This is a genomic window from Pseudotabrizicola formosa, from assembly GCF_002900965.1.
In the GTDB taxonomy this organism is placed as follows: domain Bacteria; phylum Pseudomonadota; class Alphaproteobacteria; order Rhodobacterales; family Rhodobacteraceae; genus Pseudotabrizicola; species Pseudotabrizicola formosa.
In genome coordinates this window covers 43,331-56,335 of record NZ_PJOM01000007.1, presented here as the reverse complement: position 1 = coordinate 56,335, position 13,005 = coordinate 43,331, and the positions used below count along the sequence as shown (strand labels likewise).

At 61.7% G+C, this 13,005-nt stretch carries 13 protein-coding genes; 6 read left to right on the top strand and 7 right to left on the bottom strand.

The genetic code is table 11. The features are described from left to right. Positions 1-73: 73 nt before the first annotated feature. Genes CXR43_RS16995 through CXR43_RS16985 form a run of 3 tightly spaced genes read left to right on the top strand, consistent with a single transcriptional unit; the run spans position 74 to position 3,025 of the window. Positions 74-1,018: a tripartite tricarboxylate transporter substrate binding protein gene (locus CXR43_RS16995; protein ID WP_103336301.1), complete on the top strand. Its 945-nt coding sequence runs from the start codon at positions 74-76 to the stop codon at positions 1,016-1,018. Next, positions 1,015-1,506 carry a tripartite tricarboxylate transporter TctB family protein gene (locus CXR43_RS16990; protein ID WP_103336299.1) on the top strand — a complete coding sequence of 164 codons (492 nt, stop codon included), beginning with the start codon at positions 1,015-1,017 and terminating at the stop codon, positions 1,504-1,506. The genes CXR43_RS16995 and CXR43_RS16990 overlap by 4 nt, the downstream gene beginning before the upstream one ends. A gap of 1 nt (position 1,507) precedes the next feature. Beyond that, entirely contained in the window at positions 1,508-3,025 is a 1,518-nt protein-coding gene (locus CXR43_RS16985) for a tripartite tricarboxylate transporter permease (RefSeq protein WP_103336298.1), read from the top strand. Between the two features lie 211 nt (positions 3,026-3,236). On the opposite strand, the gene CXR43_RS16980 is transcribed toward CXR43_RS16985, so the two are convergent. Then, positions 3,237-4,520: a hemolysin family protein gene (locus CXR43_RS16980; protein WP_103336295.1), complete on the bottom strand. Its 1,284-nt coding sequence runs from the start codon at positions 4,518-4,520 to the stop codon at positions 3,237-3,239. Between the two features lie 38 nt (positions 4,521-4,558). Beyond that, the gene (locus tag CXR43_RS16975; protein WP_168219876.1) at positions 4,559-5,002 is read right to left on the bottom strand and encodes an exopolysaccharide biosynthesis protein; all 444 of its coding nucleotides are present in this window, start codon (positions 5,000-5,002) and stop codon (positions 4,559-4,561) included. 112 nt (positions 5,003-5,114) lie between these two features. Between CXR43_RS16975 and CXR43_RS17955 the strand changes: the two genes are divergently transcribed. Then, positions 5,115-5,408, top strand: coding sequence for a hypothetical protein (locus tag CXR43_RS17955; RefSeq protein ID WP_168219875.1), 294 nt, complete (start codon positions 5,115-5,117; stop codon positions 5,406-5,408). A 347-nt stretch (positions 5,409-5,755) separates the two neighbouring features. Here CXR43_RS17955 and CXR43_RS16960 read toward each other — a convergent pair whose 3' ends face one another. From CXR43_RS16960 to CXR43_RS17780, 4 genes are all read right to left on the bottom strand, one after another. Then, entirely contained in the window at positions 5,756-6,301 is a 546-nt protein-coding gene (locus tag CXR43_RS16960) for a trehalose-phosphatase (protein ID WP_103336288.1), read from the bottom strand. A 49-nt stretch (positions 6,302-6,350) separates the two neighbouring features. Beyond that, a complete protein-coding gene (locus CXR43_RS16955) occupies positions 6,351-7,118 on the bottom strand; it encodes a trehalose-6-phosphate synthase (protein WP_103336285.1) in 768 nt (255 codons plus the stop codon). A 596-nt stretch (positions 7,119-7,714) separates the two neighbouring features. Further along, entirely contained in the window at positions 7,715-8,461 is a 747-nt protein-coding gene (locus tag CXR43_RS16950; protein ID WP_103336283.1) for an amylo-alpha-1,6-glucosidase, read from the bottom strand. Positions 8,462-8,470: 9 nt separating this feature from the next. Next, positions 8,471-8,842 carry a glucosidase family protein gene (locus tag CXR43_RS17780; RefSeq protein WP_146036549.1) on the bottom strand — a complete coding sequence of 124 codons (372 nt, stop codon included), beginning with the start codon at positions 8,840-8,842 and terminating at the stop codon, positions 8,471-8,473. 322 nt (positions 8,843-9,164) lie between these two features. On the opposite strand from CXR43_RS17780, the gene CXR43_RS16940 reads away from it, so the two are divergent. After that, positions 9,165-9,701, top strand: a complete 537-nt coding sequence (locus CXR43_RS16940; RefSeq protein WP_103336373.1) for a superoxide dismutase family protein — start codon at positions 9,165-9,167, stop codon at positions 9,699-9,701. Between the two features lie 28 nt (positions 9,702-9,729). Here the strand turns inward: CXR43_RS16940 and CXR43_RS16935 are convergent, their stop codons facing one another. Next, positions 9,730-11,634, bottom strand: coding sequence for a mechanosensitive ion channel family protein (locus tag CXR43_RS16935; RefSeq protein WP_168219874.1), 1,905 nt, complete (start codon positions 11,632-11,634; stop codon positions 9,730-9,732). Positions 11,635-11,850: 216 nt separating this feature from the next. Between CXR43_RS16935 and CXR43_RS16930 the strand changes: the two genes are divergently transcribed. Next, a complete protein-coding gene (locus tag CXR43_RS16930) occupies positions 11,851-12,861 on the top strand; it encodes a DNA topoisomerase IB (RefSeq protein ID WP_246831440.1) in 1,011 nt (336 codons plus the stop codon). Positions 12,862-13,005 lie beyond the last annotated feature (144 nt).

Here is a 13,005-nt window from a genome sequence, read left to right as displayed (position 1 = left end):
CGCCAGGGCTGGCACGAGGAGGTGCCACCTGAGGGCAATTGGCACGAAAAACGTGCTTTGGGAGGAGAATATTATGAAACACACGCTTCTGAGCGTTTCTTTTGCGGCAGCTTTGGCCATGCCGGCTTTTGCAGAAGATTATGTCATCATCGCCCCGGCGGCCCCCGGTGGCGGTTGGGATGGCACGGCGCGCGCCATGCAGGAAGTCATGCAGGCCGAGGGCATCTCTGGTTCAGTGCAGGTGCAGAACGTCCCCGGCGCCGGTGGCACCGTGGGTCTGGCGCAGTTTGCGTCATCCGCTGCGGGCGATGCAAGCCAGCTGATCGTCGGGGGGTATGTCATGGTCGGGGCGATCCTGACAAATGACTCGCCCGTGTCGCTGGCCGATGTCACCCCGATTGCCCGTCTGACCGGCGAAGCGGTCGGGATCGCGGTGTCGGCCTCGTCGCCGATCCAGAACATCACCGAACTGGTCGAGATGATGAAGGCTGATCCGGGCGCGGTATCCTGGGCGGGCGGTTCCGCGGGTGGCGTGGATCACATCACCGTGGGCCTGCTGGCCAAAGCGGCAGGCGTTGATCCGACCAGCATCAACTATATCGCCTTCTCGGGCGGTGGCGAGGCACTGGCAGCCATACTGGGCAACCAGGTGACGGTGGGCATTTCCGGGGTGGGTGAATTCCTGCCGCAGGTCGAGGCCGGAACCCTGAGGATGCTGGCCGTTTCAACCGAGGAAAGATGGGTGGGAACGGATGCACCGACCCTTATGGAGTCGGGCTATGATGTGAACGTACAGAACTGGCGCATGGTCGCTGCCGCACCGGGCCTGTCGGATGAACAGAAGGCCGCCGTGACCGCCGACATTGACAAGCTGGCAACGTCGGCCGGTTGGAAGGCCATGCTGGAGACCAAGGGCTGGGCTGACACCTACCTGTCCGGCCCGGAGTTTGACGCGCAACTGGCCGAGGACATCGAAGCCACCACCGCGATCCTGACCGACATCGGTCTGGTTCAATGAACGGATCTGATATCGCATTCGAACGCCGCCCCGACGGGGCGGCGTTCATCATCGCGGCCCTGCTGGCGGGCCTGGGCAGCCTGCTGATCTGGCAAGGCATGATCATCCCCGACAAGGGCGGATATGCGGGCATCGGCTCGGGTGACGTGCCGGTTTTTATCGGCGGCTGTCTCTGGCTTCTGGCGCTGACCCATGTCTGGAAGGGGTTGCGCCACGGCGGGACGCGGTTTCCGCGCCAGCAGCCGGTGCCTGTGCTGTTCATCATCGGGGGTCTGGCCCTGCAGATGATCCTGCTGCATCCGCTGGGCTTTTCCATCGCTTCGGGGCTGCTCTTCGCCTGTACCGCCGCAGCCTTTGGTCGGCGCAATTTTGCGCTCAGCCTGCCGGTCGGAATTGGCTTTGCCCTGGCGATCTATGGCGTCTTCGACCAGCTGCTGAAGCTGAACCTGCCAGCGGGTTTCCTCGAAACCCTGATCTTCGGGAGCTGATATGAGCACGTTTGATTTCCTGATGCAGGGTTTTGCCACCGCGCTTGACCCGATGATCCTGCTTTACGCGCTGATCGGCGTCACTCTTGGGACCGCTGTCGGCGTCTTGCCCGGCATTGGGCCGGCACTGACCGTAGCGCTGCTGCTGCCCGTCACCTACGGGCTTGATCCTGCGGGGTCCCTGATCATGTTTGCGGGCATTTATTACGGCGGAATGTATGGGGGATCGACCACGTCGATCCTGCTCAACACGCCGGGCGAAAGCGCATCCATCGTTACCGCGCTGGAGGGCAACAAGATGGCCCGCGCCGGACGGGGCGGACCTGCGCTTGCCACCGCTGCTATCGGGTCTTTCGTGGCGGGGCTGCTGGCCACGCTGGCATTGGCCTTTTTGGCCCCGCATATCGTGAAACTGGCGCTGGTCTTCGGCCCGCGGGAATATTTTGCGCTGATGGTCCTTGCCTTCGTCACCGTTTCGGCGGCCTTTGGCGAAAGCACCATGAAGGGGCTGACATCGCTGTTCGTTGGTCTTGCCCTTGCCATTGTCGGGATCGACGGGCTGACCGGGCAGGCCCGGCTGTCATTCGGTGTGCCGCAGCTGCTGGACGGGATCGAGGTGACCACGCTCGCCGTTGCCATGTTCGCGCTTGGCGAAGCCTTGTTCGTGGCGGCCCAAGGGCCTGCGATGCAAGAAAAAGTGCATGCGATCAAAGGCTCTGTCGCCATGACCCGCGCCGATTGGTCAAGGTCATGGAAGCCTTGGCTCCGTGGCACAGCGATTGGCTTTCCGATCGGTGCCATGCCTGCCGGCGGGGCGGACATTGCCAGCTTCCTGTCCTATGGGACTGAGAAGCGTTGTGCAAAACACCCTGAGGAATTTGGCCATGGTGCTATCGAAGGCGTTGCAGGCCCGGAGGCCGCGAACAATGCCGCCGCCGCCGGTACATTGGTGCCTTTGCTGACACTGGGCCTGCCCACAACGGCAACGGCCGCGATCATGCTGGCAGGGTTTCAGCAATTCGGTCTGCAACCGGGTCCCCTGCTGTTTGCCACATCGCCACAACTTGTCTGGGGTCTGATTGCCAGCCTTCTGATCGCCAATATCATGCTTCTGGTGCTGAACCTGCCGCTGATCAGGTTTTGGGTGAAGTTGCTCACCATTCCGCGCCCCTGGCTTTATGCGGGCATTCTGTTGTTTGCGACTCTGGGCACGATCGGCCTGAATCCCTCGCCAGTGGAATTGTTCATGCTGATGCTTTTTGGCGTATTGGGATATCTGATGCGACTTTACGGCTATCCGATTGCGCCGGTGATTGTCGGTCTGATCCTCGGGCCGATGGCAGAGCAACAGTTGCGCCGCGCCTTGTCGATTGCACAGGGTGACTGGACGACGCTTGTCAGCACGCCCCTTGCCGCAGCGCTTTTCGGTGTGGCGCTGCTGGCTCTGGTGGTGCCGCCATTGCTGCGCTGGCGCGGCAAAGGTGCCGTTCTGGCGCAGATCGCAGGCGACGAAGACTGAGCAGCCGGATCTTGCGCGCTCAAGGGGCATCTTCCGTAAATCGGTTTTGCCGCCCTTGTGTGCGCAGCACCTTGCCGCGTGCCAGGAGCATCTGACCAGACCGATTGCGGAGCAGGGCCACTGCGGCCCTGCTCCGACGCCAGATACCGGCGGCGCAAAACGTCGGGACTGAGGCGAGCGCGCACCGGATTTTGGCGCTGTCGGGGTGTCCTCAGCGATCGGTGATCTTTTCGACCAGCAGTTTATCGATCCGGCGACCGTCAAGGTCGACCACCTCGATCCTCCAGCCGGACACTTCGACATGCTCGCCTAGTTTTGGCAGGCTGCCCATTTTCTCGATCACCAGACCCGCGACGGTCTCGTAATCGCGGTCCTCGTCCAGTGTGATGCCGACGCGCTCGGAGAATTCATCCGCAGGCATCCAACCGGCGACAAGCAGACTGCCATCCTCGCGTATCGCGATCTTGGCCTCGGTTTCCTCCCCCTCGACAAAATCGCCTGCGATGGCCTGAAGCACGTCCATCGGGGTGATGATGCCTTCGAAATGGCCGTATTCGTCATAGACCAACACCATATGCGCCGGGGCCTTGCGCAGGGTTTCCAGCACGTCAAGCGCGTTCATTCCGTCGCGCACCACCGGAGTTTCGATCAACAGGCCGCGCAGATCATGCGGGACGCCCGATTTCCCGACATCCAGAAAGTCCCGCGATTTCAGCACGCCGATGATATTGTCGGCATCACCTTCGCGCACCAAAAGCCGCGAATGGCCGGTGTCGCGAAACTTGCGAATGACGGCTGCGGGGCTGTCGGTTGCCTCGACCGTCTCGACCTCGTGGCGCGGGACCATAAGGCCTTTGGCCGTGCGGTCTGCAATGCGCATCACCCCGGCGATCATGTCGGTCTCGGCCTTGTCCATCACGCCAGAGGAGTGCGCTTCGGCCAGAACCATCTTCACCTCTTCGTCGGTCATGTTGCGGTCCGCGTCGCCCGACTGGCCAAGGAGTGTCAGCACCATCTTGCCCGAGCCGTTCAGCACCCAGACAATCGGGGCCGCCACGATGGCGATCAGGTTCAAAAGCGGCGCGATCCGCACAGCGGCGGCTTCGGGCGCGCGCAGGGCGATCTGCTTTGGGACCAGTTCGCCAAAGATCAGCGATAGATAAGTGATGGCGACGACCACGCCGCCGACGCCAAGCGTCTGCGCCAGCGCCGGGCTCATGCCAAGGTCAGTAAGGCTTCCTGCCAGACGCACACCCAACGTCGCCCCCGAAAACGCCCCCGACAACACACCCACCAGCGTAATGCCGATCTGTACGCTGGACAGGAACCTCCCAGGGTCAGCCGCCAGCCGCATGGCGGTGACAGCCCCCCGGCTGCCATTGTCGGCCATCACCTTCAACCGCGCCGTGCGGGATGAGACGATGGCCAGTTCGGACATGGCCAGCACGCCATTCACAAGTGTCAGGGTAAAGACGAGAAGGATTTCGAGCCACATGGCGGTGCGTTCCGTTTGAATTGAGATATCCGGCTGGATCAGCCGAAGGCGTGGGAGAGAAGGAGAATCGTTGACCCGACCAGCGCAGAGACCACGCCCGCAACGATGAAGAGCGAGACAAGCCCGGTCATTGTGCCGATCATGACCCAAAGGCCGTCAAGCTCCAGAACCCCTAAGGCGATCAGCGAGATCGCAAAGGCCGGGAGCATGTTCCCAAAGGGGATCGGCAGCACGAGGACAGCGGCCAGCACCAAGCAAAAGGCTCCGATCACGCCCTCTGCCCTATGGTTGACCAACCAGGACCAGTGGGGCATGTCCGGCGGGGCAGGAAGCACATTCGGCAAGGCAAAACGCAGGATCAGCCCGGCGCGACCCCGCCCACCCAGCAAGGTGATCTGGTCGTTGTCCGCGATGGCCTCTCGGACCGGGTCTGCCGCGATGGCGCTAAGAGCTTGAGAAAGGGTCTGCCGGTGAGCGCGCAAAGGCGCGCTGCTTCGTCGGTCGCTGCCGTCGGTACTGTCACCCTCTCCGGCAGGGGAGGGTTCCGAGTCTGCGCTGTCCGGCGCACCAGAGTAAGAGTGTTGGTCGGAGTTCATGGCACAATTATTGACGGGATATGCGAAAATAGCATGTCAGGCGTTCTTTTGTAAGGGCATTTTCTGTAAATTCAGCGCAATGATGGCGGTGCTGCGGGCGAGCTGCTCGGCCACCTGTGGTTTTCCGGGACCGCAGAACGGTATTGGTGTGAAAGATGTTTGGCATGATGGTAAAAAGCCAGGTCCGCAATCAAGTACCCGGCGTGAATTTATCGATATTGGCGAGCGCTTTTGTCAGCGTCTGCTGCGGCAGATCGTCGGCATCGGTGGGGACGCGGCATGGCGTCCGTAGGCGCAAAGCCTGATCTGCCATGCTGTTCACGATTGTTTTCAAAGACACGAGCGTGTGATGTGAAAACGCATTGATGTTGGCTAAGTTTCTGGGGCGCATTATATGAAATGTAACGCCAAGAATTTAGGGACTAGCATGCCGGCCAGCCAGAATGAGGCACACCCTTCCGCCGATGATCTTGTGGGTATGGCTGCAGATCTTATGAAGGGCATCGCCGCAGAACCCGTGCCCCAACACTTGGTTGACATGGCACAACAGCTCCAGGTCGCGCTGGATCGGCAGGCCCGAGAGGGCAACGAGGCGAAAGACCTGCCCGAAACGGGCTAGTTCTATGTGATTGGGTGGGGCTACTGGCGCGCAAGTTTCTTTAGCCAGTCATGCACCTCTGGCACGGTCTCCAGCGCATGTTTCGCTGCTGTCGGCTTTGGTGCGCCGACGCGCACAGAAATGCCGTCGTTATGATTGGTCCATTCAAAGCCGATTTCATCGGAAGTATCGTCGCCCAGAAAGACCGGCACCCGGTTGCGAAAGGGTGGGCGGGTCATGAACCACGCGATGGCAGCGCTTTTTGTCGCCCCCTCTGGCAGAAATTCGACGCCCGCGTGGCCCTCGACAAGGCGGTACCCATCGGGCAGCAGCAAGGTTTCGCGGCAGCGCGCGATGACTGTCGTCAATGCCTCGGGCGCGGCGCGGGTGTGAATGGCAAGGACCGCGCCCTTGTGTTCAAAATAGACGCCATCGGTGCCTGAAAATGAATTTTCCAATGCGTCAAACACCGGCGCGACGAGGGCCGCAGCCTCACCGCCGGTTTCAAGCGCGTCACCGTGCATCAGTTCGATCCCGAAGGTGCCCGCGGCCGCAAGCCCGAGCTGTCCGAAGAGCTTCTCCACCATGGTCAGGTTCGCCCGGTCACAAAGGCGATGGCACCCTCCAGCTTCAGGTTCAGCTTTCCCAGAATATCCGGCAAATCCGGCGCGACACGCACGCCCTCTGGATGTGCCGCATGTTCAACAAGTGTACCGTCGATGTCGAGAAACAGGGCGGTTTCGGACAGGTTAGGGACGGGGGGCTTTTGCATCGGGTTTTCCTGTCGCCTGAAAAGAAGTGTCTGACGGGCCGAGCACATCGCCACGCGCCGGACGATCCGCTGCGCTGCCGCTGCGGCGGAGCATCTGATTGCGGCTGCGCACCTGCGCCGCATCTTCCAGCATCCGTCCTGCCCAGCGATAGATGTTCTTGCTCCTCGCGGTCGAAATGGCGGTCGACGAACAGCAGCGGCGTGTAATCTTCGGTGCCAAAACGGTCGTTGATCGCCTGGCTGATCCGCAGGCAATTGTGATGAAGGCTGCGGTAAGAGGCTACTTCGCTGCGGCTGGGGGCTGCGACATGATACAGATGCACATTGCCGCGGAGTTCAAGATGCCGTGTCAGCAGATCTTCAAACGCCTGCATGAATTCGGGGATGCCTTTTGTATAATCGAGCCTGCCGACGGCGAGGATCAGCTTTGCGGCCGACTTCATGCCAAGCGCTTCGCGTGCAAAAGGTGTGTGGGGCGGCTGCGGGGGACGGTCCGGCCAGGCTATGGAAATCGGGTAGGTGCGGACGCGCGAGACCTTGCCGCCATAGCGCACAGACCAGGTTTCGTGATTTATGCGGCTTTCCAGTGTGCGGTCTATGCAGTCGATGAAATTGATGCGGAACAGCGCCACCCCTCTCCTCTTCGGGGCTTAGCCAGACCCGGCGCAGGGTATAACTGGGGTTGCCGGGGGGCACCTGAATCCGGTCCTGCGCGTCGACCGTCTCACGGTCGGCCGATCCGCTGCCATGGGCAATCCATGTGCCGCCGCATCCACGCGCAATGGGTTCAAGCGCCGAAACGAGGCCACCGGCAGGCACCGAACAGCGCGGTCCATCGGGCCCGGCGGAGTGAACATAGGGTTCCCGGTTTGACACGATGATCACGTCGGTTCTGGCCAGTTCGTGTTTGATCATGGCGCGCAGGCGCGTCAGATCCCAGTCGTTGGGGTTCGGGGCAGGGGAAGGGCGGGGACTGTATTGTGCTGAGCCCAGAAGCCTTCAGCCGGTCGAACGTTGCGGTCTTCGCCCTTGCCAAGGCGTGGGCAGCGGCAGAGGTCAACCGTTCCGGATTGAAGTAGCTGCGAAGCCGGTTCAACTTGCCCGGATGAGTGGCAAGCATCGCTGACGGCGCAGGATCACGTGCAGAATTGTTGTCCTGCGCGCTCATCTTGGCTTGCAATGCTCCTCGGTGTCATCAGAGCGCTCGGTGGGAGGGAGCGCAAAAGGCCTAGCGCACTGATCGCGGGGCCGTCATGATTTCGGCTACCTTTGCAGGAACAGAGGCGCTGCCGGACCTGTTGGCGGTACATGTGACCTGATCGCCTTTCCGCTGAAATTCGACCCCGACTTTTGTCCCGGCCACATCAATATTCCGCAGGCTGAGCTGATCGATCCCTGCGGGGAGGCGGGGATCTATTACCCTGACCTCCCGCGCATACGCATCAAGCTGAAGGCCAAGCGTGGTTTTAAGCAGCAGAAAGGCAGATGCCGCCGCCCAAGCCTGTGGCACGCAGGCGACAGGATAGCCGACCGGCCCTTCGCCCGGCACCCGCGCAAAACCGCAAAACAGCTCGGGCACCCTTTTGCCGAAATGAAAGGACGCCTCGAACAGACGGGCAAGGGCACGCGCGGCTGTTTCCGGTTGCGCATAGTGCTGGATGCCGGCACTGCAGATTGCGGTGTCATGCGGCCAGACCGAGCCGTTGTGATAGGACAGCGGGTTGAAACGCGCCTCACCGATGGCCACGGTGCGCAAGCCCCAGTCCGACATGAAATCCGGCTTCAGCAGGGCGCGGGCAACGGCTTGCCCCCGGACCTGAGAGGGCAGGCCAGAGTACAACAGGTGCCCCGCGTTGCTTGTGCGGACAGCGCATCGCCGCGACGCTCCGTCGAGCGCGAGGGCGTAGAATTGCGCCTCTGGCATCCAGAACCGGTCTTCGACGGTCTCGCGCAATTGCCGGGCGCTGGTCAGCAAGGTTTCGGTTTAGGCGTCTTCACCGCGTCGGGCTGCCATTGCCGCCATGCCGGTCAGCGCCAGATAGGCGTAGCCCTGCACTTCGACCAGACTGACCGGACCATCTGCCAATGAGCCGTCTGCGTGGAACACCGCATCGGCGCTGTCTTTCCAGCCGTGATTGCGCAGTCCGGTGCCGCGCTTGCGGGCATAAGACACCAAACCGTTGCTATCCTGCGCACGGATGGTTTCGATCCATGACACCGCCTTTTTCAACGCTGGCCAGATCGAGTCGATAAAAGCGTCATCAGCGGTACGACGGGCGTATTCTGCCGTCAGATGCACGAACAAGGGGGTTGTGTCGACACCGCCGTAAGACCGCCCGAACGGCACTTCGCCCATGCGGGCCATCTCTCCGCCACGGATTTCGTGCAGGATCTTGCCGGGTGCGGCCTCCTCCTCTGCACAGAAGAAGCCCTGAAGGGCGGATTGCGTTCCGAGAAAATCCTGAGCAGTCGCACGGCAGCGCGATCCTCCCGGAAGCGACGCCAGTCTGTCTTGCGCTATGAATTTGGGGCGGATTTTCGTGCGGCGGATGAGAAACGGGCGGCGCTTTTTGTCAGGGAAGAGCCGGCCGACCTCTGACGGAGGGAACAATCGGCGGCGCTGCCAGTTGCGACGGGTACGGCCCCAAAATGGAAAATGGTCCATGAAAGGAAATCTGATGCACCGTCTCTTTGCCCCCAAGTCCATCCCTTATGAATTCATCGTTCTGTGCCTTGGCTTGGCTGCATTGGCATCTGCCCCGCTCGCTGCGCAACACAACACCACGGCAGAGTTCATAGACAATATGGGTCAGCCTGCGGGCTCGGCGATCCTGAGTGCCGCGCCAAATGGTGTGCTGATCGAGGTAGAGGTGTCCGGTCTGCCGCCTGAAAGTTGGGTGGCCTTCCACATCCATGAGACCGGCAGCTGCGATCCTGCCACTGGGCATGACTCGGCGGGGGAGCATTTCAACCCGTCCCAGACCGAGCACGGCTATTTTGCAGAGCTCGGGCCACATGCCGGAGATATGCCCAATCTTTGGGTGGATGCGTCAGGTGTCGCCAAGGCACAGGTTTTCAACCCCTTTATCGTGCTGACCGAAGGCGATAATCTTGCGCGGGGGCGGGCGCTGATGGTGCATGCCCAACCGGATGATTACCGCACTCAGCCCAGCGGTGACGCGGGTGAGCGTCTTGCCTGCGCGGTGATTGAATAGGCTCGCCGGGGGCGCGGTGAAGGCAAATTCACTCCGGCAGCTTTCCTGGCCCCGGTCCGCCCCAGTGCATCACCGGATGAACCTGTGCGATCCCCAGTTCGGCAAAGCGCAGTGCGATGCGTCTGTTGATTTCGCGCCCTATTGCCCATTGGGCATTTGGGCGCGACTGGATATTGCCCTTGATGACAACGCCCCCAGGCGAAACCTGATCAACCCCCCAAAGCGAGAAAGGTGTAATAACCAATGGGGCCCATGACGCATCTTCGGACACTTCACGCCCGATACGCGCCACTTCTGCCATGGCGCGATTGGTGTCTTCGGGATTAAGCAGGGTGACGGTAATGGTGTAAGTGCCATAGCCGCGCGAGGCATTTTTCAATGTAGTGATCGACGAAAACGGAATCGAGAACAGTGCACCGTCACCATCGCGCAGCCGCAGGGTGCGGATTGTCAGACCTTCAACCACGCCGGTTTTATCGGCGGCCTCTATCACCTCTCCGATGGCAATGCTGTCTTCAAAGATGATGAAGATGCCGGTGATCACATCACTGACCAGTTTCTGCGCACCGATGCCGATGGCGATCCCGACCACACCTGCGCCCGCGAGCAACGGAGCGACGTTGACCCCAAGGTTCGACAGAACTGATATTCCCGCCAGAGTTGCCACCACCACAAAGGCAAAGTTCCGCAAAAACGGCAACAGCGTGCGCATCCGCGTACCGCGCCCGACGCTTTGCGCGGCGGACCAGTCCAGAACGGCATCCACCAATGTCCAGATGAACCACAGCGAATACAGCGCCATCAATGTGGTCGTCACTGCCCCGAACAGTGCAGTGCTGGTCAGCCGCAGAATGAGCTCTGGCTCCCACAGGGTCAGCAATGCAGCACCTGCCCAGAGCGAGATAGCGATCTGAAGCCCCGTGCGCAGCACCCGCCCCAGTCGTAGCGCAAGGCGTTCGCGCAGGCCGGAGTCGGCCCTTACCTGCAATCTGGCGAGAATCCGGCCATGCAGCCATTCGGCAAGCAGCACCCCGACTCCGGCAGCGGTCAGCAGGGCAAGGCTGCCGGTCAGATCACCGAACATCCCAAAGCGGCGATCAGCACCGAAAACCCCGTATCGAGCCAGCAGGTTCAGCGTGATGAACAGATAACTCAGGATGTGCCAGTGGTCGGCAATTGCAGCTGTCAGCCGTTCGGGCAAGGTGGGAGGATCGGCATCGGGCGTCTGACTTTCGCCGCGCAAAAGGTGGCGCAGCGTCAGGCGTTGCTGACTGGTGGCACGCCAGGCGATCAGCGCCGCAATCGTTTCGGCCAGTGTGGCGATGAAATCTGACAGAAACGGATCGGGGCTCAAACCAATGCTGCGCACAACGGCGGCAAAACCGATCAGGCCTGCAATCAGCCCGGCTTGGGGCGGCAGCTGCCGGGTGATGTCGCGGTCGGTCTGGCGGCCATGGGCGGCCAGCAGAGTGAAGCCGCAATTGGCGAGTGCCGCGGCGAAAGCTCCCGCGAGAACAGGAAAGGTTAGCACCACCATGATTCTGATCCGGCCGGAAGACGGTGCGGCAAGCACAGCCCACAAAATGAGCACAAGGCCAGCCAACAACACCGGCCCCAGCACGGCCAAGGCGTAGCGGCCAAGCGCTGTCCACCGCCCGGCACCGCTCAGCGCCGCTCGCGCCGCAATGGCCTGTGTTTTCCGCCGCCCGAGCATCACGGCCCGGCCGAGGACCAGCACGGCCAGAGCCGCCAACCAGACCCACATCACCTGGGCCATAAGATCCGCCCAGCCGGTCCACACTGACTGATCGGGCAGGGCCTGAAGCAAGCGGTTGCCGCCGCGTCTTATCGCTTGGGGAATATCCGTCAACTCAAAGGCCATGGCCTGACAGGGCGGCAAAAGCAGGGCAAGGCAAGCAGCAAGCAGGCGCATGGGGGACTTCCGGTTCATCATGCAAAGCAAACGCCGTGCCGGGCCGCATGTTCCCTGCTGCAGCGGTTTGTGCCGCAGGCGGACGATCGCGCGACCTTTGGTGCTGTCCACCGTGCCGCAATATGCCCGGCCTGAAGCCGTTGTTTGCGTCGCGCCGGAACCGGGCACTGCGCCGCGGTGTTGCCCTCCGGCGCAGCCTGCGCCTACGGAGCGATGATGGGAAAGTCCCTTGTCTATGTCTCGGATCACGAGCCTGGCATCCGCCGCAAGCGGGCAGGCCGGGGGTTCAGCTATACCGCCCCGGATGGCAGTATTCTGACCGGGGCAGAGCGGCGTCGCGTTGAAAAGCTGGGGGTGCCGCCTGCGTATACCGATGTCTGGATCTGCCCACGGGGAGACGGCCATTTGCAGGCCACCGGGCGCGATGCGCGGGGGCGTAAACAGTACCGCTATCACCCTGACTGGCAGATGGCGCAAGCCAGCACCAAATATGCTGGACTGGTGGCCTTTTGCAGGGCACTGCCTGCCTTGCGGGCGCGGCTGGATCGTGCTTTGCGCCACGCCCCCGGCGGGCTTGATTTCACGCTGGCGGCCTTGGTCCTGCTTCTCGACCGCAGCTTTCTGCGGATCGGCAATCCGGAATATGCAGCGCAGAATGCGTCTTTTGGAGCCACCACCTTGCTGCGGCGGCATGTACGGATCGGCAAGGATGGCGTGCGGCTGAATTTCACATCGAAGGGCGGCAAAAGGCTTCGCAAAGTCTTGCGCGACCGCAAGCTGCACCGGGTCTTGCAGGCGGTGGGTGATCTGCCGGGGCGGCAGCTGTTCACCTATGTTGATGCAGATGGCGGACCGCGGGCCGTGACATCGGGCGAGGTCAATGGCTGGCTTGCCCATGTGATGGGCGAAGGTGTGACCGCAAAGACCTTCCGCACATGGGGCGGGACGTTGGCCGCCTTTGCCTATGCGCAAGCCTTGCCACCGGAGGGTCGCCTGACGGTGAAGGGCATGGCACAGGCGGCGTCAGAGGTGCTGTACAATACACCGGCCATCTGCCGCAGCTCCTATATTCATCCGGCAGTGCTGGAGCTGGCGACGCTTGAACCAAGGGAACGGCAGCAGTCCTTTCCTGCATCGACAGCGACAAAGATGTCAGGATTGCACGCGGACGAGCAGCGTCTGCTGTCGTTTCTGGAGATATGGGACAGTACGCAGCAAAAAAGCTGAGAGCTTTGCCAGCCCAAAATGCTTGCTGGCGGCGAAGGATCTGACCACGTCGGTGGGCGGGCAATGGCCGGTACCCCTGATCTCACCCGATGGTGCTCTGGTCCTCGATCAGCGGGGCGGGGAACACGGACAGACTAGCGTCTG